24 protein-coding genes are annotated in these 23,520 nt (G+C 72.0%); 9 read left to right on the top strand and 15 right to left on the bottom strand.

What is annotated here, in order from left to right; translation table 11 throughout:
• Both ACQPZX_RS24895 and ACQPZX_RS24900 read left to right on the top strand, forming a co-directional pair.
• Positions 1–1,722, top strand: coding sequence for an ABC transporter ATP-binding protein (locus tag ACQPZX_RS24895; protein WP_433385427.1), 1,722 nt, complete (start codon positions 1–3; stop codon positions 1,720–1,722).
• The gene (locus ACQPZX_RS24900; RefSeq protein ID WP_433359402.1) at positions 1,719–3,491 is read left to right on the top strand and encodes an ATP-binding cassette domain-containing protein; all 1,773 of its coding nucleotides are present in this window, start codon (positions 1,719–1,721) and stop codon (positions 3,489–3,491) included. The genes ACQPZX_RS24895 and ACQPZX_RS24900 overlap by 4 nt, the downstream gene beginning before the upstream one ends.
• A gap of 4 nt (positions 3,492–3,495) precedes the next feature.
• On the opposite strand, the gene ACQPZX_RS24905 is transcribed toward ACQPZX_RS24900, so the two are convergent.
• The 4 genes from ACQPZX_RS24905 to ACQPZX_RS24920 all read right to left on the bottom strand — a co-directional run bounded on the left by ACQPZX_RS24905 (position 3,496) and on the right by ACQPZX_RS24920 (position 7,448).
• Positions 3,496–4,305 carry an aldo/keto reductase gene (locus ACQPZX_RS24905; RefSeq protein WP_433359404.1) on the bottom strand — a complete coding sequence of 270 codons (810 nt, stop codon included), beginning with the start codon at positions 4,303–4,305 and terminating at the stop codon, positions 3,496–3,498.
• A 24-nt stretch (positions 4,306–4,329) separates the two neighbouring features.
• Entirely contained in the window at positions 4,330–4,809 is a 480-nt protein-coding gene (locus ACQPZX_RS24910; RefSeq protein ID WP_433359406.1) for an Lrp/AsnC family transcriptional regulator, read from the bottom strand.
• Positions 4,810–4,846: 37 nt separating this feature from the next.
• A complete protein-coding gene (gene ctaD, locus ACQPZX_RS24915) occupies positions 4,847–6,604 on the bottom strand; it encodes an aa3-type cytochrome oxidase subunit I (RefSeq protein ID WP_433359408.1) in 1,758 nt (585 codons plus the stop codon).
• A 115-nt stretch (positions 6,605–6,719) separates the two neighbouring features.
• Entirely contained in the window at positions 6,720–7,448 is a 729-nt protein-coding gene (locus ACQPZX_RS24920; RefSeq protein ID WP_433359410.1) for an SAM-dependent methyltransferase, read from the bottom strand.
• Between the two features lie 37 nt (positions 7,449–7,485).
• Here ACQPZX_RS24920 and ACQPZX_RS24925 point away from each other — a divergent pair, with 37 nt between their 5' ends.
• Positions 7,486–8,007 (top strand): SDR family oxidoreductase, encoded by a 522-nt coding sequence (locus tag ACQPZX_RS24925; RefSeq protein WP_433359412.1) that lies wholly within the window; start codon positions 7,486–7,488, stop codon positions 8,005–8,007.
• On the opposite strand, the gene ACQPZX_RS24930 is transcribed toward ACQPZX_RS24925, so the two are convergent.
• Entirely contained in the window at positions 7,936–8,490 is a 555-nt protein-coding gene (locus ACQPZX_RS24930) for a TetR/AcrR family transcriptional regulator (protein WP_433359415.1), read from the bottom strand. The two genes, ACQPZX_RS24925 and ACQPZX_RS24930, sit on opposite strands and share 72 nt — an antisense overlap.
• A 49-nt stretch (positions 8,491–8,539) precedes the next feature.
• Between ACQPZX_RS24930 and ACQPZX_RS24935 the strand changes: the two genes are divergently transcribed.
• Together ACQPZX_RS24935 and glsA are read left to right on the top strand one after the other, a co-directional pair.
• Entirely contained in the window at positions 8,540–9,019 is a 480-nt protein-coding gene (locus tag ACQPZX_RS24935; protein WP_433359418.1) for a GNAT family N-acetyltransferase, read from the top strand.
• Between the two features lie 4 nt (positions 9,020–9,023).
• Positions 9,024–10,016 carry a glutaminase A gene (gene glsA, locus ACQPZX_RS24940; RefSeq protein WP_433359421.1) on the top strand — a complete coding sequence of 331 codons (993 nt, stop codon included), beginning with the start codon at positions 9,024–9,026 and terminating at the stop codon, positions 10,014–10,016.
• On the opposite strand, the gene ACQPZX_RS24945 is transcribed toward glsA, so the two are convergent.
• Positions 10,017–10,928 carry a 5'-3' exonuclease gene (locus ACQPZX_RS24945; RefSeq protein ID WP_433359424.1) on the bottom strand — a complete coding sequence of 304 codons (912 nt, stop codon included), beginning with the start codon at positions 10,926–10,928 and terminating at the stop codon, positions 10,017–10,019.
• Positions 10,929–10,997: 69 nt separating this feature from the next.
• Here ACQPZX_RS24945 and ACQPZX_RS24950 point away from each other — a divergent pair, with 69 nt between their 5' ends.
• Positions 10,998–12,134, top strand: a complete 1,137-nt coding sequence (locus tag ACQPZX_RS24950) for an acyl-CoA dehydrogenase family protein (RefSeq protein WP_433359427.1) — start codon at positions 10,998–11,000, stop codon at positions 12,132–12,134.
• Positions 12,135–12,145: 11 nt separating this feature from the next.
• On the opposite strand, the gene ACQPZX_RS24955 is transcribed toward ACQPZX_RS24950, so the two are convergent.
• From ACQPZX_RS24955 to ACQPZX_RS24975, 5 genes are all read right to left on the bottom strand, one after another.
• Positions 12,146–12,547: a hypothetical protein gene (locus ACQPZX_RS24955; protein WP_433359430.1), complete on the bottom strand. Its 402-nt coding sequence runs from the start codon at positions 12,545–12,547 to the stop codon at positions 12,146–12,148.
• Entirely contained in the window at positions 12,544–13,269 is a 726-nt protein-coding gene (locus tag ACQPZX_RS24960; protein ID WP_433359433.1) for a hypothetical protein, read from the bottom strand. Before ACQPZX_RS24960 ends, ACQPZX_RS24955 begins: the two co-directional genes overlap by 4 nt.
• Positions 13,270–13,343: 74 nt before the next feature.
• Entirely contained in the window at positions 13,344–15,044 is a 1,701-nt protein-coding gene (locus ACQPZX_RS24965; RefSeq protein ID WP_433359436.1) for a multicopper oxidase family protein, read from the bottom strand.
• Complete coding sequence (locus ACQPZX_RS24970; protein ID WP_433359439.1) at positions 15,041–15,619, bottom strand: DUF6220 domain-containing protein; 579 nt, start codon at positions 15,617–15,619, stop codon at positions 15,041–15,043. Before ACQPZX_RS24970 ends, ACQPZX_RS24965 begins: the two co-directional genes overlap by 4 nt.
• Positions 15,620–15,628: 9 nt before the next feature.
• Positions 15,629–16,609: a carboxymuconolactone decarboxylase family protein gene (locus ACQPZX_RS24975; RefSeq protein WP_433359442.1), complete on the bottom strand. Its 981-nt coding sequence runs from the start codon at positions 16,607–16,609 to the stop codon at positions 15,629–15,631.
• Positions 16,610–16,752: 143 nt separating this feature from the next.
• Here ACQPZX_RS24975 and ACQPZX_RS24980 point away from each other — a divergent pair, with 143 nt between their 5' ends.
• The gene (locus ACQPZX_RS24980) at positions 16,753–17,877 is read left to right on the top strand and encodes a sensor histidine kinase (RefSeq protein WP_433359445.1); all 1,125 of its coding nucleotides are present in this window, start codon (positions 16,753–16,755) and stop codon (positions 17,875–17,877) included.
• Positions 17,874–18,536, top strand: coding sequence for a response regulator (locus tag ACQPZX_RS24985; RefSeq protein WP_433359448.1), 663 nt, complete (start codon positions 17,874–17,876; stop codon positions 18,534–18,536). The genes ACQPZX_RS24980 and ACQPZX_RS24985 overlap by 4 nt, the downstream gene beginning before the upstream one ends.
• Here the strand turns inward: ACQPZX_RS24985 and ACQPZX_RS24990 are convergent.
• The gene (locus ACQPZX_RS24990) at positions 18,517–19,470 is read right to left on the bottom strand and encodes an RNA polymerase subunit sigma-70 (protein ID WP_433359451.1); all 954 of its coding nucleotides are present in this window, start codon (positions 19,468–19,470) and stop codon (positions 18,517–18,519) included. The genes ACQPZX_RS24985 and ACQPZX_RS24990 overlap by 20 nt on opposite strands.
• An 81-nt stretch (positions 19,471–19,551) precedes the next feature.
• Between ACQPZX_RS24990 and ACQPZX_RS24995 the strand changes: the two genes are divergently transcribed.
• Positions 19,552–20,112, top strand: a complete 561-nt coding sequence (locus ACQPZX_RS24995; RefSeq protein ID WP_433359454.1) for a dihydrofolate reductase family protein — start codon at positions 19,552–19,554, stop codon at positions 20,110–20,112.
• A gap of 153 nt (positions 20,113–20,265) precedes the next feature.
• Here ACQPZX_RS24995 and ACQPZX_RS25000 read toward each other — a convergent pair whose 3' ends face one another.
• The 3 genes from ACQPZX_RS25000 to ACQPZX_RS25010 are packed head-to-tail and all read right to left on the bottom strand — an operon-like array spanning position 20,266 to position 23,450.
• Positions 20,266–21,252 carry a hypothetical protein gene (locus ACQPZX_RS25000; RefSeq protein WP_433359457.1) on the bottom strand — a complete coding sequence of 329 codons (987 nt, stop codon included), beginning with the start codon at positions 21,250–21,252 and terminating at the stop codon, positions 20,266–20,268.
• Positions 21,249–22,595, bottom strand: coding sequence for an MFS transporter (locus ACQPZX_RS25005; protein ID WP_433359460.1), 1,347 nt, complete (start codon positions 22,593–22,595; stop codon positions 21,249–21,251). Before ACQPZX_RS25005 ends, ACQPZX_RS25000 begins: the two co-directional genes overlap by 4 nt.
• 6 nt (positions 22,596–22,601) lie before the next feature.
• Positions 22,602–23,450 (bottom strand): alkaline phosphatase family protein, encoded by an 849-nt coding sequence (locus tag ACQPZX_RS25010; protein WP_433359463.1) that lies wholly within the window; start codon positions 23,448–23,450, stop codon positions 22,602–22,604.
• Between the last annotated feature and the right edge of the window lie 70 nt (positions 23,451–23,520).

Below are 23,520 nucleotides of genomic sequence, written 5' to 3' on the forward strand. Positions count from 1 at the left end.
ATGATCGCCGCGCGGATGCGGTTGTTGCGGCTACTGCCGCGCGGGGGCGGCGCGCTTCTCGCGCTGCTGCAAGCAGCGCGGGCGGTGGTTCCGGCGCTGATGGCGATCGCGGTGGGGCGCCTGGTCACCGTCCTTTTCCAAGACCGGGGAGTACGCGCGGCCGCCGTCGCCGCGATCGCGGTGGCGGGGCTGTTCCTCCTCGACCAGGTCGCGTGGCTGATCTTCCAGCCGTTGCGGACCCTGGTCGTGCGGCGGATCGACGGGGATCTGCGGGCCCGCATGCGCGCGATCGCCACCGGACTGCCGCGACTGGACATTCTGGAGAGCGAAGAGTTCCAGGACCGCATCTCCCGCGCGGTCGACAAGGGCATGGGCATCGCCCAGGAGCGGTCGGCCGGCAACGCGGCGGTCGGGCAGCTCGTGCTCATCCTGCGGATGGTCAGCGCGGTGGCCGCGGCCGTCGTGGTGGCGATGTTCTCGGTGCCGCTCGCCGTGCTGCTGTTCGTGGCCGCTCTCGCCATGCGCGCGGTCGTCCGCCGGCAGTGGATGAAGATCATCGACAAGCTCGACGCCGAGACCGCCGGCCAGCGCTACGAGCACTACGTCTCCTCCCAGGCGGTCTACTTCGCGGCCAAGGATGTGCGCCTGTTCGGGCTCAGCGACTGGTTCGCCGGGCGGTTCCGGGCCGCGGCCGTGCGCACGTACGGCCCGGTGTGGCGGGAGATGCTCGGGGTGCTGCGCCGGCAGTGGCCGATCGTGGCCGGCTCGCTGCTCGCGGGGGCGGTCGTCCTCGGCGCGCCGGCGTGGGCGGTGCTCGACGGGCGGCTCGAGCCGGGGCGGCTCATCACCTATGTGCTCGCCGGGTTCGGGGTGCTGGCGATCAGCGGCATGGGCATGGAGGCCTACGACATCGAGTACGGGCTGCGGGGCATCGCCGACGCGGACGCGCTTGTCGACGCGTACGGGATGAAGGAAGCGCAACCCGTCACCCAGCCGCAGCCCTCACCGCCGGAAGTTGTCTTCGACGACGTCGTCTTCAGTTATCCGGGCGCGCGGCGGCCGGTGCTGGACGGCCTGACGCTGACCATCCCGGCCGGGCAGGTCGTGGCGGTCGTCGGCGAGAACGGGGCCGGCAAGACGACGTTCGTGAAGCTTCTCGCCGGGCTGTACCGGCCGGAGTCGGGGACGATCACGGTCGGCGGGAGCACCGCCCGGCCCGCCATGACGGCGCTCTTTCAGGATTTCGTGAAATACCCGGCATCCCTGCGCGAAAACGTGACAGGCGGGCTTGACGGGGACGACAACGCGGTGCTGTCCGCGCTCGAACGGGCGGGCGCGGCGGACCTGCCGGCCTCGCTCGACACGCTGCTGTGGCGCGAGGGCCCGGACGGCACGGATCTCTCCGGTGGGCAGTGGCAGCGGGTGGCGCTCGCGCGGGCTCTGCACGGCGTCGCGGCCGGGCGGCGGCTGCTGGTGCTGGACGAGCCGACGGCCAACCTCGACGTGCGGGCCGAAGCGTCCTTCTACGACCAGGTCGTCGCGCAGGTGCGGGACACGACCACCATTCTGATCTCGCACCGGCTCTCGACCGTGCGCGCCGCCGACCGGATCATCGTGCTGCACGACGGCCGCGTCGCCGAGGACGGCACCCACGACGAGTTGCTGGCGCTCGGCGGCCGCTACGCGCGTTTCTTCACCACGCAGGCGGAGGCCTTCCGATGAAGGACTGGACCCGCCTGCTCTCCCACGTCACCGGGCTCACCTGGCGTTCCGCGCGCCGCCAAGGGCTGATCCTCGCCACGCTCACGGTCGGGCAGGCCGGCGTCATCGCCGCCATGGCGCTCAGCCAGCGCAAACTCGTCGACGACAGCGCGGCGGGACTCACCGCCGGCGTCGTTCTTGCGGTCGTGGTCGGTGCTTTCGCGTACGCGATCAGCGCCGCGACCGGACGCGTCCGCACCAACCTCTGGATCTATGTCGTCGCCCGCACCCGGGGCCGCTTGAACGAAGAGCTCCAGCGGCGCGTCTCGTCGATCCCCACGATCACCCACCTCGAACACGCGCCCTACATCGACCGGTGGAACCGCATCTTCGACAGCTCGCAGGCCCTCGCCTCCATGCCGTGGTCCACTCTGGACTCGATCGTCGCCGCGCTCGGCCTCGTCGTGACGGTTGCGCTGCTCGTCACCGTCAGCCCCTGGCTGTGCCTGCTGCTCGTGCTGGCCGTCCCGCTGGTGCTGGCCAACCGCCACGCCGACCGCCTGCTGCGCGACGCCCGCGACGCCGGCACCTCGCTGCTGCTGCGCGAGCAACGCCTGCACGAGCTCTGCGTCTCCCCTGAGCCGGCCAAGGAGGTCATGCTGACCGACGGCGGCGTCGCCCTGAACCGCTCGGCCCGCGCCTTCTGGGACCAGGCCTCCGCGCTGGAGGCCCGCGCGCAGTGGCACGGCACCCTGTGGCGGTCGCTGACCTGGGTCCTCTACGCGGCCGGCTTCGCCGTCGCCATGATGGTCGTCGCCGATCTGATCCACTCGGACCGCGCCACGGTCGGCACGGCCGTGCTGGTCGTCTCGCTCGTGACGCAGTTGCAGAGCCAGCTGCGGGATGTCCTCGAAAGCGTGCGGATCGCCGCCGAGGCCGGGCACGCGGTCTCGCACTACTGGTGGCTGCGCGGCTACGCGGACTCCTTCGACGCTGCGTCCGGTGTGGCGCCGGCCCGGCTGAGCGCGGGGATCACGCTGTCGGGCGTTTCGTTCCGCTATTCGGGGTCTTCCTCGGACGCGCTTCGGGACGTCTCGCTCTCGCTGCCGGCCGGGAGCACCGTGGCCGTCGTCGGCCCCAACGGCGCCGGCAAGACCACCCTGATCAAGCTGTTGACCGGCCTGTACGTCCCCACCGCCGGTGCGATCGCCGTGGACGGGGTGCCGCTCGCCTCGCTCTCGCCGGTGGGGTGGCGTTCGCGGCTGGCCGGCGTGTACCAGGATTTCGCCCGGCTGCGGCTGCGGGTCCGGGAGACGGTCGGGATCGGAAATATCCCCTTTATCCGTCACCCGCCGTCGGTGACGTCGGCCATGTCGCGGGCAGGCGCCCCTTCGCTGAACGGCCTCGAAGGCCAGCTGGGCGCTGCCTTCGGTGGGGTCGAGCCCTCGCTGGGCCAGTGGCAGCGCCTCGCTCTCGCCCGTTCACTGATGCGCGAGGTGGCCGGCGACAATCCTCCACTGTGCGTGGTGCTCGACGAGCCGACGGCGGCGCTCGACCCGATGGCCGAGCACGAGCTGTTCCAGCACTTCATCGACCAGGTCCGCACAGCCCGCATGCAGGGCGCGGTCACCGTGCTGGTCTCACACCGCTTCACCACGGTCCGGATGGCCGACCACATCGTGGTGCTCGAGGACGGGCGGATCGCGGAGCAGGGCAGCCACGAGGAGCTGATGGCGGCGGACGGGGGTTACGCCGAGCTGTACCGGCTGCAGGAGCAGGCTTACCGCTGACGGCTTACCACCAAGGGTGCTCGAGGGCCCGGTCGGTGCCGTGGGTGCGGTCCAGCTTGTCCAGGACGGTCAGGTCGTCGCCGGTGAGCTCGAAGTCGAAGACGGCGGCGTTCTGCACGATGCGGTCGTGGTGGCTGGACTTCGGCAGCACGATCAGGCCCCGCTGCAGCGACCAGCGGACCAGAACCTGCGCCGGCGTACGCCCGAGGCGGTCGGCGATCGCCGCGACCTCCCGATCGCGCAAATGCCGGCCGGTTCCCAGCGGGCTGTAGGCCTCCAGCGCCACGCCCCGCCGCTCGCACGCTTCCTGCAACCCCCGGCGGAACTCGAACGGGCTGAACTGGACCTGGTTGACCATTGGCGGCACGGCGGCGACGCCGAGCAACGACTCGATGTCGGCCGCGCCGAAGTTCGAGACACCGATCGCGCGGGCGTGGCCGCGCTCGTGAGCGCGCTGCATGCCGTCCCAGGCCCGCGTCGGGCCGCCGGCCGGCCAGTGCACCAGGTACAGGTCGACGGCGTCGAGACCGAGCCGTTCGAGGCTTCGCTCCAGCTCGGCGGCGGGGTCGCGGGGTCCCGGGTCGAACTTGGTCGTGACGAAGACTTCGTCGCGGGCCAGGCCGCTGTCGCGAAGGGCCCGGCCGACGCTGCGCTCGTTCCCGTAGTTCTGCGCGGTGTCGATGTGACGGTAGCCCGCCTCCAGCGCCCACCGCACCGCGTCCTCACACTCGCGCCCATCCCGGATCTGCCAGACGCCCAGCCCCAGAACCGGAATCTCGGTGCCGTCGGCGAGAGCTCGTACGGTTGCCGTCATCGGAGACACACTCCCTAAGGCATCCTAGGATTCTAGGTCAGTGCTGGTGGCGGCGACCGGCGCTTCGAGGCGTGGCGGCCGATTCTCGTACGGCGTGGACAGCACCACCGTCGTGCGGGTCGTGACGTTCGCGGCGGTGCGGATCTCCTGCAGGAGGCGTTCCAGGTCGGCGGGGCTGGCCACCCGGACCAGGAGCATGTAGAAGTCCTCCCCCGCCACCGAGTAGCAGGAGTCGATCTCGGAGAGGTGGGCCAGGCGCTCAGGCGCGTCGTCCGGCTGGGAGGGATCGAAGGGCCGGATTGCCACGAAGGCGGTCAGCGGCAATTCGAGCGCCTCGTACGAGACCCGCGCGGTGTAACCAGCGATCACGCCGCGCTGCTCCAGGCGGCGTACGCGCTGGTGAACCGCGGAGACGCTCAGGCCCACGCGCTCGGCCAGGTCGGTGTACGACAAGCGCCCGTCGGCGGTCAGGGCGCCCACGATCGCGCGATCGATCTCTTCCACGGCGCAAACCCTACTTGGCCCGGCCAGCGATATTCGGTCAGCGGTCGCGGTCGGTGCCGATGTCCTCCTGGTACGTGGCGCCGCCGTCGGCCTGCTTGGTCAGCGGCTTCGCGCCGCCCTCGGGCGGGCCGGCCAGGGACATCTCGCCGGCGGCCAGGTGCGGGAACTTCGCGTCGAAGGCGGGGCGCTCGGAGCGGATGCGCGGCATGTGGTCGAAGTTGCGCAGCGGCGGCGGGCTGGTGGTCGCCCACTCGAGGGAGTTGCCGTGGCCCCAGGGGTCGTCGACGGTCACGAGCTGGCCGACCTTGTAGGAGTGCCAGACGTTGTAGATGAACGGCAGAGTGGCGCAGCCGAGGACGAAGGAGCCGAGAGTCGAGAACGTGTTGAGGAAAGTGAAGCCGTCGCTGGCCAGGTAGTCCGCGTAGCGGCGGGGCATGCCCTCGGTGCCGAGCCAGTGCTGCACCAGGAACGTGGCGTGGAAGCCGAGGAAGGTCAGCCAGAAGTGGACCTTGCCGAGGCGGTCGTCGAGCATGCGGCCGAACATCTTGGGGAACCAGAAATAGATGCCGGCGAACACCGCGAACACGATCGTGCCGAACAGCACGTAGTGGAAATGCGCGATCACGAAGTACGAGTCGGACACGTGGAAGTCGATGGGCGGCGACGCCAGCAGCACACCCGACAATCCGCCGAAGAGGAAGGTCACGAGGAAGCCGATCGCGAACATCATCGGTGTCTCGAAGCTGATCTGGCCGCGCCACATCGTGCCGATCCACACGAAGAACTTCATGCCCGTCGGCACCGCGATGAGGAAGCTCAGGAAGCTGAAGAACGGCAGCAGCACCTGGCCGGTCACGAACATGTGGTGCGCCCACACCGACATCGACAGCGCGCCGATCAGCAGGGTCGCGGAGACCAGGCCCTTGTAGCCGAACACCGGCTTACGGCTGAAGACCGGGATGACCTCGGTGATGATGCCGAAGAACGGCAGCGCGACGACGTACACCTCGGGGTGGCCGAAGAACCAGAACAGATGCTGCCAGAGCATGGGCCCCCCGGTGTCCACGTCGAAGACGTGGGCGCCGATCACCCGGTCGGCGGCGAGCGCGAAGAGCGCGGCGGCCAGGAACGGGAAGACCAGGATGATCAGCAGGCTGGTGACCAGGATGTTCCACGTCATGATCGGCATGCGGAACATGGTCATGCCGGGGGCGCGCAGGGTCAGGATCGTGGTGATCATGTTGACGCCACCGAGGATGGTGCCCAGACCGCTGATGGCGAGGCCGACCACCCACATGTTGCCGCCGATGCCGGGCGAGTGCAGCGAGTCGCTCAGCGGGGCGTAGGCGAACCAGCCGAAGTCGGCGGCCCCGCCCGGAGTGAGGAAGCCGCTCATCGTGATCGTGCCGCCGAACAGGTACAGCCAGTAGGCGAACGCGTTGAGGCGGGGGAAGGAGACGTCGGGGGCGCCGATCTGGATCGGCACGACGAAGTTGGCGAAGGCGAACACGATCGGCGTCGCGAAGAACAGCAACATGATCGTGCCGTGCATGGTGAACAGCTGGTTGAACTGCTCCGGGGAGAGGATCTGCATGCCGGGGCGGGCCAGCTCCGTACGCATCAGCAGCGCCATGAACCCGCCGAGCGTGTAGAACACGATCGACGTGACCATATACATGATCCCGATCTGCTTCGCGTCCGTGGTGCGCAGGATCCGCGTGAACGCCGATCCCTTCACCTGGCGCCGGACCGGGTACGGCCGGGTGGCGACCGGGCGCGGGGCGACTTGCGTCATGCGGAGCTCCTCGGATGTCGCGCGTGCGGAACCATTGCGCACCTTTTGTTATAGGCTTCCCAAGGTCCGAACCGCTCGATTTCCGCACAATGCCCACATCTCCGGCGATCGGAGGTCAGGGACGGGGACGCAGCACGTATCCCGTGTACGAGTAGTCGTCGCCGTACCGCGCGCGGATCTCGATCTCCTCGGCGACCGGGCCCAGCAGGTCCTCCGCGATTCCCTCGCGCCGCAGCTCCTCGATCCGGGCGGCCAGCGGCCCGTAGTACTCGTCCCAGTCGGAGTCGGGCAGCACGTAGACGGCCCGCACGGTCCAGCCGGCCCGCTGCGCCGCCTCCACGTTGCCGGCCGTCGTGCGCATCGCGGGATAACCGGGGTCCCAGAAGGCCCGCGCACCGGCCGACGGCGAAGGGGTCAGCCATTCCGCCTCGGTAAGCACCAGGACGCCACCCGGCGCGAGCAGCGGCCGCCAGGCGGCCAGGGCCGCGTCGAAGCCCATGATGTAGGCCGACCCCTCGGCCCAGAGCAGGTCCACCGAGCCGGGCGGCAGCGGCAGGTCGTCCATCGAGGCCCGCAGCGCGGTGACCCGGTCCCCGACCCCCGCCGCGCGCGCCCGCGCCGTCAGGGCGTGGAGGAACGGCTCGTGCAGGTCCACGCCCGTCACGTCGCCGCCGGTGAGCCGGGCCAGGGCGACGGTGGCCGGGCCGGTGCCGCAGCCGATGTCGGCGATCCGCGGACGATCGGGCAACGGGCCGGCCAGCCGCAGCAGCAGGGCGGTCGTTTCGGCCGAGCCGGGCGCCTCACGCGGCAGGCCCTCGTGGGCGCGCCAGAAAACGTCTGTCACAGGGAGGCAGTCTGCCCGGCACGGGGTCCGGCATCACGTGCTGCTGTCGATCGTCGGGATCGACCGGGTGCGCTGGGGCTACTACCTGGGCAAGCTGCGCCAGGAGGAAATCGTGCTCGACGGCCCGGTGCCGGCGACCCTGCTGCGGGCGACCCAGTTCTTCGAGCTCACGCTGCAGTCGCTGACGCTGGTGCCGGGACCGGTGGCGTTCGTGCCGCGGATGCGCACCCAGCCGGTCGCGGCCGCCGATGTGGCGGACGAGCTGGTACGCCTCGCCGAGGGACCGCCGTCGGGACGCGTCCCGGAGCTGGCGGGACCCGAGCAGATGCTGATGTCGACCGCGTCGCGCCGGGCGGCCAAGGCCCGCGGCCTGCACAAGCTCGTGCTGAGCACGCCGTGGCCGTCGTCGGCGGGCTGGAAGATGGCCACCGGCGGGCTGCTGCCGACCGGCGCCGGCCCGCGAGGAAAGTTGCGCTTCGACGAGTGGCTAGACGCGAAGGGACTCGAGCTGACGGTCGACGGCGGCCGTGATGCGCTCGACGTCCCCGGTGGCCAGTAGGTCGAGCAGGGCGCCGCGCAGGACGGCGAGGGCGGCGGTCCGCCGCGCCACCGCGCCGGGCGTGTCGCGCGTGGCCGCGGGCTCCGAGGCGGCGAGCACGGCCAGCCAGTCGGCCACCGTGGCGGCCGCGAAGCCGGACCACGGCCCGGACTCCGGCGAGAGCAGGCTCCGGGCGTACGCCTCGACCCAGAGGCGCAGCAACGGACGGTGAGCGTCGGCGGAAAGCCATCGCCAGACGGCCTCGGACGCGGCCGTGAGGCCGGCGGACGCCGGAAGACCCTCCAGCAGCGCGAGCTCCTCGGCCCGTGCCCGGGCCAGCAGCGCCTTGACCAGGCCGTCCTTGCTCTCGAAGAGGAACAGCAGGACGCGAGGGCTGGAGCCGATCGCGGCGGCGAGCGGGCGGAGCGAGAGATCGGAGAGGCCGTGCTCGCGGACGTACGCGTATGCCAGCTCCAGCAATTCCTCTCGCCTGCCCGACGTCACGACCGCTAGCATCTCACTGAAACGACTGTTTCAGTGAGGAGGGGTCGAGATGATCAGGGAGCTGGGCGAGCCGGGCGACCTCGGCTGGGTGGTCAAGGCGCACGGCGAGATCTACACCAAGGAGTACGGCTGGGACGCGAGCTTCGAGGCGCTCGTCGCGCGGATCGTGGCCGACTATGCGACCGGGCGCGACCCGGCGCGGGAGAACGCGTGGATCGCCGAGATCGACGGCAAGCGCGCCGGGTCGATCTTCTGCGTCGACGCCCGCGAGGACGACACGGCGGTGCTGCGGATCCTGCTCGTGACGCCGGAGGCGCGCGGGCACGGCGTCGGCGGGCAACTGGTCGACACTTGCGTGAGTTTCGCGAAACAAGCGGGCTACGCGCGGATGCGGTTGTGGACCAACGATCCGCTCGTCGCGGCGCGGCACATCTATCTGCGGCGGGGCTTCCGGCTCACCGGCGAGGAAAAGCACCACAGCTTCGGCGCGGACCTGGTGGGCCAGACTTATGAGCTGGCCCTACGCTGATCGCATGGATGCCGAGTACGACGACGCGGCGTACGTTTCGACCGGCAAGCTTCCCTCCGCCGACATGGTTCGCAAGGGTCTCGACGAGGCCTACGAGCGTTACCGCGACGAGAACAGCGGCGCACCCTCCGCCCTCTATCCCGCCCTCGCCCGGGTGCCCGCGCATCTGTACGGCCTGTGCGCGGCCGGCGTCGGCGGCGGCGTCTACGCGGCCGGGGACGCCGAGCAGGGTTTCGCGATGATGAGCGTCGCCAAGCCGTTCGTTTTCGCGCTGGTCTGCGAAACCTTCGGCGCCGGCGAGATGCGGCGCAAACTCGGGGCGAACGCGACCGGCCTGCCGTTCAACTCGGCCGCGGCCGTCGAGCGCTCGCACGACGGCCGCACCAACCCGATGGTCAACGCGGGCGCGATCGGCACGGTGAGCCTCGCGCCCGGCGGCGACGTCGAGGCCAAATGGCGCTTCGTCCAGGAAGGACTGTCCCGGTTCGCCGGCCGGGACCTGCCGCTCGACGAGGAGGTCTTCCCGTCGGCGGCGGCCACCAACCACCGCAACCGCGCCCTGGCCAACCTCCTGCAGACGTACGGATTTCTCGGTTGTGATCCGGTCGACGCGGTCGATCTCTACACCCGGCAGAGCTGCCTGCGCGTCACCGCGACCGATCTGGCCGTCATGGGCGCGACGCTCGCGAACGGCGGGGTCAACCCGCGCACCGGCGAGCGCCTGGTCGGCCCGGCCGCCTGCCATCACACCCTCGCGGTGATGGCGACCGCCGGGCTCTACGAGACCTCCGGGGACTGGCTCTACGACGTCGGCGTCCCGGGCAAGAGCGGCATCGGTGGCGGCATCATCGTGGTGTCGCCGGGCAAGGGCGGGCTGGCCGCTTTTTCGCCACCGCTCGACGCTTACGGCAACAGCGTGCGCGGCCAGTTGGCGGCAAGTTTCCTGTCGCGCCGCCTCGGTCTCACCCTCTTCGCGTCGAAACCGGCCGACGACTAGCTAGCCGGCGAGGGCGTCGATCAGCCTTTTCGCGGAGCTCGCGAGATTCCACCGCTCGGCCAGCGCCAGCAGCGCGTCCGGGTTCTTCGGGGCCCGGGGCAGCGCCGGGTCGAAAGCGGGCAGCTTCACGTCGAGGGCCACCTTGCAGACCGGCAGCGCCTTCTCGAGGTACTCCTTCGAGGCGGCAAGTTTCGCGCGGACGCCCGGGGCGAAGCCGGCGTCGGGATCGTCGAGCGCCGCCAGGATCTCGGTGACCCCGCCGTAGCGCGTGACCAGCCGGGCCGCCGTCTTCTCCCCCACGCCCGGCACTCCCGGCAGGCCGTCGCTCGCGTCGCCGCGCATCGCCGCGAAATCCGCGTACCACCTCGCCGGCACGCCGTATTTCGCCTCGACCAGCGCGTTGTCGGCGTCCTCGAGTTTCGCGACACCGCGCCCGCAGTACAGCAGGCGGGTCTGCCGCTCGTCGTCGACCAGCTGGAACAGGTCACGATCACCGGAGACCACTTCGACCGGCGCCGGCTGGGTCGCGGCCAGGGTGCCGAGCACGTCGTCCGCCTCGTAGCCGTCGACACCGAACGCGGGGATCCCCACCGCGGCGAGCACCTCTAGAAGGATCGGGATCTGGCGCTCCAGCGACGGCGGCACCACCTCCACATCGCCGTGGGCAACCCGATGCTTCTTGTACGAGGGGACCAGCGCGACCCGCCACTCGGGCCGCCAGCTCGCGTCGAGCGCGCAGACCAGCCGGTCGGGCCGCCGGGTGCGAACGAGTTGAGCGATCATGTCGAGGAACCCGCGCACCGCGTTCACCGGCTCGCCGGCGGCGGTCTGCGCCGCCTTCTCCGGGATGCCGTGGAAGGCACGGAAGTAGAGGCTGGGCGCGTCGACGGCGAGCAACGGCTGTGCGGTCACCCCGACACCTTAGCGACAGTTCGCGGCGCCGATGCTGACGGTCACCTGAACGGTCGTTAAGATGAGGGGGTGACGGTTGACCGGATCCTCCCCACCGAGGAAGCCTGCGAGCTCCTCGACCTGACCCGTGAGCTCGCCGACGGCGAGCTGGCCCAGGCCGACGACTTCGAGCGGCGCGGCCAGTTCCCCCGCGAGATCATCCGCACGCTCGGGCGGGCCGGCCTGCTCGGTTTGCCCTACCCCGAGGCCGACGGCGGTGCCGGGCAGCCCTACGAGGTGTACCTGCAGGTTCTCGAGATCCTCGCGGGCCGGTGGCTGGCCGTCGCCGAGGCGGTCAGCGTGCACACGCTCGCGTGCTACCCGGTCTATGCGCACGGCAGCGAACGCCAGCGCAAACTCCTGCCCGACATGCTCGGCGGCGATCTGCTCGGGGCGTACGCGCTCTCGGAACCGCAAGGCGGCTCGGACGCCGCGGCCCTCACCACCAGGGCGACCCACGACGGCACGGGGTGGGTCGTCGACGGCACCAAGGCGTGGATCACGCACGCCGGCCAGGCCGACTTCTACAACGTCTTCTGCCGCACCGGCGGCCCCGGCGCCGGCGGCATCTCCTGCCTGCTCGCCGACGCCGGAACGCCCGGCCTGCACCCGCAGAAACCCGAGCGCACGATGGGCCTGCGCTCGTCCGCGCCGGCGCAGCTCGTCTTCGAGAACATGCACCTCGACGGCGAGCGCCTGATCGGCGGGGAAAACAGCGGCTTCCGCATCGCGATGGAGGCCCTCGACGCCGGGCGGCTCGGCATCGGCGCCTGCGCGGTGGGGCTGGCCCAGGCGGCGGTCGACTACGCGGCGGCGTACGCGAAGGAGCGCATCCAGTTCGGCAAGCCGATCGCCTCCTTCCAGGGCATCGGTTTCATGCTGGCCGACATGGCGACCCAGGTCTCGGCGGCGCGGGCGCTGGTTCTGGCCGCGGCCCGGCTCAAGGACGCCGGCCGGCCGTTCTCGATCGAGGCCGCCAAGGCGAAGCTGTTCGCCACCGACGTCGCGATGAAGGTGACGACCGACGCGGTGCAGGTGCTCGGCGGGTACGGGTACACCGGCGACTATCCGGTGGAGCGCTGGTTCCGCGAGGCGAAGGTCCTGCAGATCGTCGAGGGCACCAACCAGATCCAGCGGATGGTGATCAGCCGGTCCCTGACCGCTTGAGCCGACCCGGATCAGCAGCCGCAGCCGGCGCCGCCGCAGCCGCAACCCGCGGACGCCGCGGCCCGGCGGGTGGAGCGGCGGCGGTGCAGCCACCACATGCCCAGGGCCAGGGTGGCCAGGCCCGCGGCGACCGCGACAAGGGTCCGCTGGAGCAGGGCGGCGCCGGCGCCGGTGAGCACGCCGGCGGCGATGAGCAGCGGCAGGGCGCAGCAGGCCAGGCAGGCGAGCGCGGCCAGCCCGCCGGCGATCCGGCTCCGGCGCGGCGGGCTCAGGTCGGCCATCGGTAGGACGGGCCGGCTCGGATCGACCCTGGCGCCGCCGGGCGGGCCGGGGACAGGCCGGTTCGGATCACCCGCGACCCCGGCGCCGCCGTGCGGATCGATGTCGGGGACGGGCGGGACGGGCCGGGTCATGCGCGACCCCCGGCCGGCGACGTGTCGGGGCGGCCGACGACCGCGGCCATGGTGCCGGCAGCGCCGGCGGGCATGCGGATCTCGACGCGGAGGCCGTCGCCGTCGATGACGAGGGTGTAGCTGCCGAAGGAGCAGCAGCGGTACTCCGCGGCGGCGAGCCGGCCCAGCGAGGCCGCCAGCTCGACGTCGAACGGGAACCGCAACGCGATCCCGTCGGCGGTGTCGGGCAACGCGTCCCGGCGGTCGACGCGGGTGAGGACGCGCTGCCATTCGCCGATCCGGTCGTGGATGTCGCCGTCGTCGGCGGCCAGGTCGCAGGCGAGAGGGCTCTCGGCCGGGAAATGGTAGGTCGTGGCGGCCGCGGAAAGTGCGGCGCCGCAGCCGCAGTCCGCTGTGCACGGTCCGGTGTGGGCCGTGCCGGCCAGGGCGGCGGTCGCGGCCTGGAGCCGGGCCGCCGTCTCGGAGAGTGAGGCGCTGGCGCTGATCTCGGTCGCCCAGCCGGGCGTTCCGGCTCCGGCCGCCACGGCCGCGCGGTTCCGCTCGGCGATCTCGGCCTGCACCTGGTCGAGCCGGGCGGTCAAAGCGCCGCTCAAGCTCTGCCGGGTGACAGCACAGTCGCCGCCCAGCCCGGCGAGAGCGCCGGCGTCCAGGCCCAGCCCGGCAAGGGCGCCGGGGTCCAGCCCGGCCAGATCGCCGAGCTGCGATTTCGGGGTGTCGGACATGCGTAGCCTCCTCAAGCTTTCGCGTCGTCCACCCGAAGGTAAGGCTGTACCTGGGTACCGGATGCAACCCCCGATCAGGCATAGCGCAGGTGCAGCATCATCCCCGCGTCGGCGTGCGGGAGGTTGTGGCAGTGGTTGGCCCACATCCCGGGGTTGTCGGCGTGGAAGACGACCTTCCACACCTCGCCGGGGCGGACGTCGAACGAGTCCAGCCACAGCGGACTTCCCGTCGCCGGAACGCCGTTGCGGGAAAGCACGAGCACGTGGTGGCCGTGCAGGTGCCACGGGTGGATCGCCGGCGAGCGGTTGACGACGGTGAACTCGACCGTCTCGCCCAGGTGGACGACCTCGTCGGGGATGTCGGGATAGGCCGCGCCGTTGACCGTGTGGGCGTACCGGGGAAGCAGGCCGCGCAGGTCGAGACCCCGGTCGAGCACCAAGGTGAACGAGCGGTCGGCATCGGGCGGCGGGGCCGCGCCGGAGCCGTAGGTGAGCGGATCCAGCACCGGCCAGCCGGCGGTCTCGGCGTCGAGCGGGCCGGTGGAGTAGACCGCGCGGCCGTCCACGAACAGGGCAACCGGGGTGGCGGGCGCGGTGAGGGTCAGGTCGTACCGGCCTCCGGCGGGGATCAGGATGGCGGTCCGCGAGAGCGGGGCCGGTCCCTGCAGATCGTTGCCGTCGATGGCGGCCACCTCGAAGGGGGCGCCGGCGAGGGCGTACCGATGGGTCGTGCTGTCGGTGTTGATCAGACGCAGCCGGATTGGCGTCCCGGCGCGGGCCGGCGACGTGGTGGGTGCGGGCAGCGGGCGCCCGGCCAGCGTGTGCACCGGAATGGTCACGTCCACTCCCGTCACCGGCGCCGGGTGGACGACGAGGACTCCGTAGAGGCCCATCCGCACGCCCACGTCGGAGGCCTCGTGGGTGTGGTACCAGTAGGTCCCGGGCTGCTCGGCCCGGAAGCGGTACACGAACTCCTGCCCCGGCAGGACCGCGTCCTGGGTCACGCCGGGCACGCCGTCCTGGCTGTTCGGGACGTCGTAGCCGTGCCAGTGCAGCGTGACACCCCGTTTGATGTCGCGGTTGCGCAGGGTCACCTGCAGGACGTCACCGACGGTGGCGGTGAGCTGCGGGCCGGGCACCTGCCCGTTGAACGCCCACGCATCGACGTCGTGGCCGCCCACCCGCACGGTGGCGGTCGCGGCCGTGAGGGTGAAACGCTCGGCGGGTTCGCCGGCGGCCGGGGCCGCCGCAAAAGCATGATGATGGGGTACGGCGGGAGCAGCGCCGGGAGCGACCGCAAGTCCCAGACCGGTCACCAGCGCGGCCAGGGTCGCCGCCACGGCCGTCCGCGGGAGTCGCCGGCCGCCGAGCAGCCGCCACGACACCAGGGTCGCCCCGGCCACCCCGGCAATGGCCAGGAGCCCGGCGCTCACCGACGCGGGATAGCCGTGCAGCACGGTGACCAGCACGGCGGCGCTCGACGCGTAACCGGCGAACAGCAGCGGGACCGGCCCTCGCAGCAGCAGTCCGGCGACGAGGGCGGCAAGCGACAACGGCGCGCCGATCAGGACCTTCTCCCCCGCGAACCACCAGCCCGCGCGGGCGAGCGCGACCGTGGTGCCCGCCCGCGCCAGCGTGGCGAGGGTCGCCGCGGCGATCAGGCCGAGCGTGAGCCGGCGGCGCCCCGTGGTCGCCGCCGCGCCCGCGCCCAGCCACCCACCGGCGGCGAGCACTCCCGCCAGGAGGTCCAGGATGATCATCGAGGCCGTGCTCATGCCCGCCCCAGCTCGCCGGACGAGGCAGGCGCAGCAGGTGAGGCCGACGCGGTGGGCGAGGCGGATGAGGCCGACGCGGTGGATGAGGCGGGTCCGGCAGGCACGGCCGGTGAGGCGGGTCCGGCGGATGAGGCGGGTCCGGCGGGCGCGGCCGGTGAGGCGGCCGCGGCCGGCGCGGCCAGGCGGCGGGCCGCTCGCACCAGGCCGACCACGAGGTGCACGGCCACGATGCCGTTGACCGCGTGCAGGCCGCCGACGACCAGCCCGACCGGCGTGGTGGCGCCCGCGTCGTCGGTGAGCGCGTTCGCGAGGGCGGCCAGCAGCACCTGCAGCAGCACCACACCGAGCGGCAGGATCGCCAGGCCGACGACCTTGCCCGGCGCCCGGGACAGCAGGGCGAGCGCGGTGCAGAGCACGGTGAGGGCGGGGATCACCGCCATCCCGGTGATGCTGTGCAACGCGTAGGAGCCGTCGCCCCCGGCGGGCTTGGTGAACGCGCCCACGGCCGCGAACACGAACTGCAGCGCGAACGCGACCAGCAGCAGGCTGCTCGCGACGACGAAAGCCTTGCGCATGGCGGGCTCCTATCGGTGGGCCGGGTCGAGGGACCGGGCGACGTGGTCGGTGGCGGTCATGGCGCCGTATGCGATGAGGCGTACGAGATCGGCGTCGGACGGATGCGTGAGTCGCCACAGCTCGACGTCGCCCCGGCTGATCGCGGCGGGCGCGAAGGCGGTCAGCAGCGCGATCCGGGCGCCCACGCGGTCGGCCGGAGGCAGGTCACGAACCAGGTCGGTGGCCCAGTCGGCCGGCCGGGCCGGATGCGTGCCGTCCTCCCAGCGCACGGTGCCCACCACGGTCTCGCGGACGGCCTCGCTCAGCAGGTCTCCCCCGGTCGCGTCCCGCAACGCCGCGTACGCGACCCCGACCGGGCTGTCCCCGGCCCACGCGGGCGGCGTCCCGGCGGAAAGAACCGCGAGGCTTCGGCCCGGCTCCAACGCCGATCGCGACCGGGTGGTCCGGGCGTAGAACCGCCCGCCGGCCGACCGCACCGCCGGGAAGCGCTGCAGCCCGCCCGGCAGCAGATCGGGGTCGAGCAGCGCCGAGACGACCCGGTTGATGAAGTGGAACGCCAGCAGCGTCCCGGAGACCTCCGGCCCGTACGGGCTGTTCCAGCGCGACGCCCGGGGGCTGCGGCTGGCCGCCGCCCAGTCGACAAGCTCGGCGTGCCGCGCCCCGGCGGGCCGGCCGCCGCCCGCGATGACCTCGGCGAGGGCGTGCTCCCCGAGCGAGTGCAGCAGCGTCACGTGGGCGTCGACGCAGAACCGGCAGCGGTTGGCCACCGACACCGCCGCCGCCACGACCTCGCGGTCGACGCGGCCCTCGGGTGGGACCAGCAGGGCTTCGCGCATCAGCGCCCAGGTCGCGGCCAGGATCTCGGGCGCGGCCGAGAGCACCTTGAAGGTCGGCAGCGGCCCGAGGAAGTCCTCCCGCAGCTGCCGGTAGACGCCGGCGACGAGGCCGTCGGCCGGAGGCGGAGGTGGGGTGAGGAATCGGTACGTCATGGGAATCGATGCTCGGCCGAGCGCCCCCGGAAAGCGTCCCGCCGGCGCAGGCACCTGGCCGCGGGACGGCACGACCTTCGCGGTACTCCCACGTACTGCGAATGCAGGATGACCGGGCCGGGCGGCCGTCCTACAGTGCGACCATGCGACCGGATCTCCCCTACGTCCTGGGCGGCGCCGGCATCGGCGTGCTCCTGCTCGCCGACGCGGCCATCGCGCCCGACGCCGGCCCGATACGGGTGCTCGACGTCGCCCTGATCCTGGCCGCGGCGGCGGCCGTCGCGCTGTGCCGGCGGTTCCCGGTGCCGGCCCTGATCGTGGTGACCGCGGCCATGCTGGCCCTGCACGTCCGGGTGCACGCGGGCGTGTCCGCCGCGTTCCCGGTGCTCGGCGTCGTCTACGTCGCCGCCTGGCGCGGTCACCGGGCGACCGCGGCGCTGGCGAGCGTGGTCTTCCTGACCGGTTTCCTGGCCCGGGACGTCGCCGTCGCCCCGGCCGGCCGGCCCGGTCAGGAGATCGTCGAGCGCACCTCGCTGCTGCTGGGCTGGTTCGTGGCGGCGAACGTCGCGGGGCTGGTCGCGCGGCAGCGCCGGGCGTACCTGGAACAGGCCGAGCAGCGGGCCTTCGAGGCCGAGCGGACCCGCGACGAGATGGCCCTGCGCCGCGCCGGGGAGGAACGCCTGCGCATCGCCCGGGACCTGCACGACTCGCTGACCCACAGCATCTCGGTGGTCAAGGTGCAGGCCGGGATCGCCGTGCACCTGGCCCGCAAGCAGGGCGAGGAGCCGTCCGCCGCGCTGCTGGCGATCCAGGAGGCGAGCGGCGCCGCGATGCGCGAGCTGCGGGCGACGCTGGAGGTGCTGCGCTCGCCCTCGGACGGCGACCTGCCGGGCCTGGGCAACCTGGGCGAGCTCACCGACCGGACCCGCGCCGCCGGCGTCCCGGTGGAGCTCACCGTCACCGGGGCGGCCGACGGCCTGCCGTCCGAAGTGGACCAGGCGGGATATCGCGTCGTCCAGGAGGCGCTGACCAATGTGGCCCGGCACGCCGGGCCGGCCAGCGCCGAGGTCCGCCTCGACTACCAGCCCGCGTGGCTGACGATCGAGGTGACCGACGACGGGACGGCGGCCGGGCCGGTGACGCCCGGGGTCGGCCTGCGCGGCATGCGGGAACGCGTCACCGGGCTGGGCGGCACCCTGCACGCCGATCACCGCGACGGCGGCGGGTTCGCCGTACGGGCCACCTTCCCGCTGGACGGCCCGGCGTGATCCGGGTGCTGCTGGTCGACGACCAGGCGCTGATGCGGGCCGGTTTCCGGGCGCTGCTCGACGCCGAGGACGACCTCGAGGTGGTCGGCGAGGCCGCCGACGGCGCCGCCGCGGTCCAGCTGGCGCGCCGGCTGAAGCCCGACGTGGTGCTGATGGACGTCCAGATGCCGGGCCTGGACGGGATCGAGGCCACCCGGCGCATCGCGGCCGAGCCGGGCCTGGGCGGCGTCCGCGTGCTGATCCTGACCAACTACGGCCTCGACGAGTACGTGTTCGGCGCGCTCCGGGCCGGCGCGAGCGGCTTCCTGCTCAAGGACGCCGACCCGGCCGACCTGCTGCGGGCCGTGGCCGTCGTCGCCCGCGGCGAGGCGCTGCTGGCCCCGGCGGTCACCCGGACCCTGATCAGCGAGTTCGTCACCGCCCCCGCCCCGGCCGACCCGGCGGCGGGCCGGGACCGGCTGACCGCCCGCGAGCAGGAGATCGTCGAGCTGGTCGCGCAGGGCCTGAGCAACGACGAGATCGCCGCGAGCATGGTGATCAGCCCGCTGACCGCGAAGACGCACATCAACCGGGCGATGACCAAGCTGCACTGCCGCGACCGCGCCCAGCTCGTGGTCTGGGCGTACGAGTCGGGCCTGATCACTCCCCGCCGTCGTTGAGCGTGGCGGGCAGCCCGAACAGGCCGAACACCGCCGGGTCGGCGAACGTCACGCAGCGCCGGACGAGCCCGCCCGAGATCGCGAGCACCTGCACCGAGTGCGCCCGGAGGCCGCCGTCCGCCGGGGCGTACGTGGCCAGGCCGGTGCTGCCGTTGGCGGCGACCGGCAGCATGCGCCAACCGGGCCCGCGCATGGCGAACACCCGCTCCATGAACGTGCTGTAGTGGGCCCGTCCCTCCAGCCACAGCGCCACCGGCGGCATCTCCAGCACGACGTCGTCGGCGAGCAGCTTGGTCAGGCCCGCCACGTCGGCCGCTTCGAACGCCGCGAGGTACCGGTCCACCACGGCCCGCTCGTCCGGGTCGGCGGGCTCGCTGAGCTCCTCGAGCTCCGGCGCGGCCTCCTGAAGGGTGGCCCGGGCCCGTTGCAGGCTGCTGTTCACCGACGCGACGCTCGTGTCCAAGGCCCGCGCCACCTCGGCGGCCGAGAACTGCAGGACGTCGCGCAGCACCAGGGCCGCGCGCTGCCGGGCGGGCAGCAGCTGCAGCGCCGCGACGAGGGCCAGCCGCAGCCCGGCCCGCTGCTGGGCCGCGACGGCGGGGTCGCCGAGCCGCACGTCGGGGAACGGCTGCAGCCAGGGGACGTCCAGGCTCGGCGTCAGCGGCGCGTAGGGGTCGTCGCCGGCCGGCACCAGCCCGCTCGGCAACGGGCGGCGGGCCTTGCCGTCGAGGGCGGTGAGGCAGACGTTGGTGGCGATCCGGTGCAGCCACGTCCGCAGCGAGGCGAGCGACGGGTCGTAGCGGTCGGCCGCCCGCCAGGCCCGCACCATCGTCTCCTGCACCAGGTCCTCGGCCTCCTCGACCGACCCGACCATCCGGTAACAGTGCGCCAGCAGGTCGCCACGGAAAGTTTCGTGCACATTCGTCTCCGCCACGGCGATGAGTCTGGCACCCGACGCCGGTATGTGGTGGGTGAGGGCGGCCGGACGAGCCGCCACAGCAGGAGGGATCCCGCCATGGGAGACGTCATCGTTATCCAGTTCGCCACGCTCGACGGTGTGGTCTCCGACCCCGACGGGCGCGGCGGCACCGGGTACGGCGGCTGGGCGTTCCGCTACGGCCCCGGGCCGGTCGCCGACGACAAGTTCCGCCTCGGCGCGAAGATGGAGGACGGCGTGCTGCTCTACGGACGGCGGACCTGGGAAAGTTTCGCGACGTTCTGGCCCACCCGCGACGACAATTTCTCCCGGCGCATGAACGCCGCGACCAAGCGGGTCGCCACCCGCACCGGCATCGACGCCGGCAAGTGGGAGAACTCGGCCGCCGTCGACGGCGACCCGGTCGCCTGGGTGAAGCAGGAGCGCGAGCGCCGCGACATCATGGTGATCGGCAGTCTGAGCCTGGTGCACGCCCTCGCCGCCGCCGACCTGATCGACGAGTACCGGCTGATCACCTTCCCGGTGGTCGTCGGCGAGGGCGAGCGCCTGTTCGCCGGGGGCGTGCCCGCCGAGTTCCGCTTCACGTCGGTCGAGCCCCTCGACGTGACGGCGCTGACCGTGCTCAGACGCGCCCGCTGATCGGTCCCCCAGGGCCGTCACTTACACGCGCCGTCAGCTCCCCCGTGGGCCGTCACTTACACGCGCCGTCAGCTCCCCCGTGGGCCGTCAGTTACAGGCGCCGTCAGCTCCCCTGGGCCGTCAGATACACGCGCCGTCAGCTCCCCGGGGCCGTCAGTTCCATAGCGCCGCCGGCGATTCGGCGTCGGGGATGAGCAGGGCAGGCTTCCCGGCGCCGTCGGCGGGGACGGACCAGACGTCGGCGGCCCTGGCATCGCGGCGCAGGGCGTACATGACGGTGTGGTTGTCGTACCAGGCTGCCTGGTCGTCGACGCTGCGGGTTTCGGCAAGTTTCGTGCGGGTCAGGGTGGCCAGGTCGAGGACGGAGAGGCGCCAGCCCTTCGTGGGGTCGCCGCCGCGGGCCTCCTTGAAGGCAACTTTCGTGCCGTCGGGCGAAAGCGAGGGGCATTCGACGTTCTCGGCCAGGGTGCGGACCGTCTGGGCGGCCACGTCGCCGAAGACCAGGTAGCGCCGGCCGGCGGTCGACATGGTGGCGTAGAAGTGGTCGTCGTCGACGAAGGTGACGCCCCAGAAGTTGAGGTCGACCGCACGATAAGGGTGACCGGAAAGGGTCACCGCGAAAGTTTCCAGGGTGTCGACGGTCTCGCCGGTCGAGGTGTTGAGCATGCCGACGCGGGTGGAGAACTTCCCGCCGTTGTAGCTGTCGCCGGTCACGAAAACCGTCCACGCAAGAACGTTGCCGCTCGGCGAAACTCGCGCCCGATTCGGCACGCCAACCAGCGGATAAGTGTCCTTGACGCCCAGGTGCGAATCGAGCACGGCGAGCTGATAGGTCGCGAGAGGGCCGTCGGGGCGCAGGCAGATCGCTTTGCCGCCGGCCGCGTAGACCCGATCACAAGCAAGGCCCGATATCGTACGCGGACCGGCCGCGGCCGCACGGAATACGGTCGCGACCCGCCCATACGAGTCGTCAGCGGTACTCCGGAACAGCAACTTCTCCCCCGGGCTGACCTCTACCGCACCAGACGTCGCGGCCGGGGCACCGACACGGCGACCGGCGACAACCACATACACCACGGCCGCCACGACCAGCACGAACGAAAGCCCGGCCGCCAGCAACGCCCGCCCCCGAAGAGTCACGACGCCGCCCGGGAGCGCAGGAGCAGGGTGGCCGAGCCGGCCAGGGTCAAGGTCGCGGCGGCCACGACGGCCCGGATCGCGCCGGCGGCGCCCCACCACTGCCAGGCCAGGCCGAACAGCACCGACGACACGAGGTAGGCGACGGCCTGACCGGTCTGGATCAGAGCGAGGCCGGTGGTGCGCAAGTGCTCCGGCAGCAGCGGACCGGCGACGGCCATCAGGACCCCGTCGGTGGCCGCGTAGAACAACCCGTACAGGAAAAGGACCGTGACCAGCGCGCCCAAGCCGGACCACGACGTCGCCAGGATGAGATAGACGGCCAGCAACGCGGCGTAGCCGCCGAGGAAGACTCGGGTGCGGCCGGCGCGATCGGCGAGCGCGCCGAGCGGCACGGCCAGGATCAGGTAGACGAGGCTGGTGCCGACCGCGAGCAGCGGGAACCATCCGGCCGCGAAACTTTCCCGGCGCTGGAGCAACAGGTAGACGAAACCGTCGCCGATCGTGCTCAGGCCCAGCAGCATCGCGCCGAAAAGCAGCGCCCGCACCCGGCTCCGGCGCAACAGCATGGCCGCCTCGCGCAGGCTGACCGCCCGCGGCGAAACCGCTTCGTCGCCGGACAGCGAAACTTTCGCGGCCGGCGGCGAACCCGCTGTCGGCGACCCGGCCGGCGGCGAACCCGCTTCGTCGCTGGACGGCGGCGCCAGGCGGGCGGCGGGAGGCGGGAAGGGGCGTTCGCGCACGAACAGGACGAGGATCAGGACGCCGATCGTGGCTATGCAGCCGCTGACCACAAACACGGCGTCGAAAGCTTGGGCGGAGGCGGCCAGGACCCCGATCGCGACGAGCGGGCCGGCGAAGGCGCCGGCGCTGTCCATGGCGCGGTGCACGCCGAACGCCCGGCCCAGGCCCTCGGCGGGCGTGGAGAGGGTGATCAGGGCGTCGCGCGGGGCGGTGCGCAGGCCCTTGCCGGCGCGGTCGGCGACGATCGCGGCGCCGATGCCGGGCAGGGAGCCGCCGGCCAGCAGGAAGCCGGCCTTGGCCACGGCGGAGATACCGTAGCCGAGGCCGGCGACGAGCTTGCGCTTCCGCACCCGGTCGGCGATGTATCCGCCGGCCAGGCGCAGCAGCGCGGTCGCCCCGGTGTAGAGGCCGTCGACCAGGCCGTAGACGGCCGGGCCCAGGCCGAGGCCGACCACCAGGTACAGCGGGAGGATCGCCGTGACCATCTCGCTGGACACGTCGGTGACCAGGCTGACCGTGCCCAAGGCCAGGACGTTCGCGGCCACTTTCGCGGCTTTTGTCCGCTCAGCGACCGCGGGCCGCTCCACCGAGGCCAGGTACATCGGTAATCAGCTCCACACGTCGGTGATCGGCGAGACGCTCGCGGCGCCGCCCAGCGCGGACAGGCCGTACGCGGATTCGATGGTCCGCAGCACCGTGTAGTGGGTGATCTTCTCGGAGTAGGTGCCGGGCTTGACGCGGGCGCCCACGAACGTGGTGTAGATGTGGTTCAGCGACAGCGAGTTGTCCTCGTCGAAGTTGACGATGAGCAGGCTGTTGTGCGTCTTGGCCCATTGGGCGTACGCGTCGAGGTTGTTCTGCAGCCAGGTGTTGCCGGTGCCGATGCTGCAGTCGTGCATGTCGTTGCACATGTTGGGGGTCACGAACGCGACCGTGGGCAGCGACGCGTAGTTGCTGCTCGACGGGAAGCTCGCGTAGGTGAGGTTGCTGGCCGCCGGCACGTTGCTGAAGTCGACCCAGCTGTTGTGCTTGCGCCGGTACGTGCCGCTGGAGCAGCCGGTGTAGCCGTTGGACGGCATCGACTCGGAGTAGCCCTTGAACGTCAGGCCCGCGGTGATCAGCTGGTTGCCGAGGTTGTTGCCGCTGAACGTCTTGGGGCAGTCGTCGTTCGTCACGCCCTGGGTGGCGCCGGAGAACAGGGCGATGTAGTTGGGCTGGCTGGGGTGGGTGATCGCGTAGGACTGCGAGAAGCTCGCGCCCTGCGATGCCAGGGACTTGAAGTAGGGGGCGCTGGAGGCGGTGATCTGAGAACTCGCCTTGTTCTCGAACATCACCAGGACGATGTGGTCGAAGCGGGGCACGCTGGTGGCGGCCTGGGCGGTCGGGGCCGCGGCGGTGAGCCCGGCCCCGACGAGTGCGAGGGTCGCGACAGCGACCGATACACGCCGAACTGACATGTCTCGCATCGTCGGCAGAGCCGGACAAGCACGCCCGCACGGGACGTTGACGGCAGATTAAGAATTGAGA

This window comes from Actinoplanes sp. CA-142083 (assembly GCF_050942195.1).
Taxonomy (GTDB): domain Bacteria; phylum Actinomycetota; class Actinomycetes; order Mycobacteriales; family Micromonosporaceae; genus Actinoplanes.

Excerpts from the sequence above, each read along its gene's own strand:
- ctaD (WP_433359408.1), bottom strand. The coding sequence starts at position 6,604 with ATGACGCAAGTCGCCCCGCGCCCGGTCGCCACCCGGCCGTACCCGGTC.
- ACQPZX_RS24970 (WP_433359439.1), bottom strand. The coding sequence starts at position 15,619 with ATGCGCAAGGCTTTCGTCGTCGCGAGCAGCCTGCTGCTGGTCGCGTTC.
- ACQPZX_RS24900 (WP_433359402.1), top strand. The coding sequence starts at position 1,719 with ATGAAGGACTGGACCCGCCTGCTCTCCCACGTCACCGGGCTCACCTGG.
- ACQPZX_RS24980 (WP_433359445.1), top strand. The coding sequence starts at position 16,753 with ATGCGACCGGATCTCCCCTACGTCCTGGGCGGCGCCGGCATCGGCGTG.
- ACQPZX_RS24895 (WP_433385427.1), top strand. The coding sequence starts at position 1 with ATGATCGCCGCGCGGATGCGGTTGTTGCGGCTACTGCCGCGCGGGGGC.
- ACQPZX_RS25005 (WP_433359460.1), bottom strand. The coding sequence starts at position 22,595 with ATGTACCTGGCCTCGGTGGAGCGGCCCGCGGTCGCTGAGCGGACAAAA.
- ACQPZX_RS24935 (WP_433359418.1), top strand. The coding sequence starts at position 8,540 with ATGATCAGGGAGCTGGGCGAGCCGGGCGACCTCGGCTGGGTGGTCAAG.
- ACQPZX_RS24955 (WP_433359430.1), bottom strand. The coding sequence starts at position 12,547 with ATGACCCGGCCCGTCCCGCCCGTCCCCGACATCGATCCGCACGGCGGC.
- ACQPZX_RS24960 (WP_433359433.1), bottom strand. The coding sequence starts at position 13,269 with ATGTCCGACACCCCGAAATCGCAGCTCGGCGATCTGGCCGGGCTGGAC.
- ACQPZX_RS24995 (WP_433359454.1), top strand. The coding sequence starts at position 19,552 with ATGGGAGACGTCATCGTTATCCAGTTCGCCACGCTCGACGGTGTGGTC.
- ACQPZX_RS24905 (WP_433359404.1), bottom strand. The coding sequence starts at position 4,305 with ATGACGGCAACCGTACGAGCTCTCGCCGACGGCACCGAGATTCCGGTT.
- glsA (WP_433359421.1), top strand. The coding sequence starts at position 9,024 with ATGGATGCCGAGTACGACGACGCGGCGTACGTTTCGACCGGCAAGCTT.
- ACQPZX_RS24965 (WP_433359436.1), bottom strand. The coding sequence starts at position 15,044 with ATGAGCACGGCCTCGATGATCATCCTGGACCTCCTGGCGGGAGTGCTC.
- ACQPZX_RS25010 (WP_433359463.1), bottom strand. The coding sequence starts at position 23,450 with ATGTCAGTTCGGCGTGTATCGGTCGCTGTCGCGACCCTCGCACTCGTC.
- ACQPZX_RS24975 (WP_433359442.1), bottom strand. The coding sequence starts at position 16,609 with ATGACGTACCGATTCCTCACCCCACCTCCGCCTCCGGCCGACGGCCTC.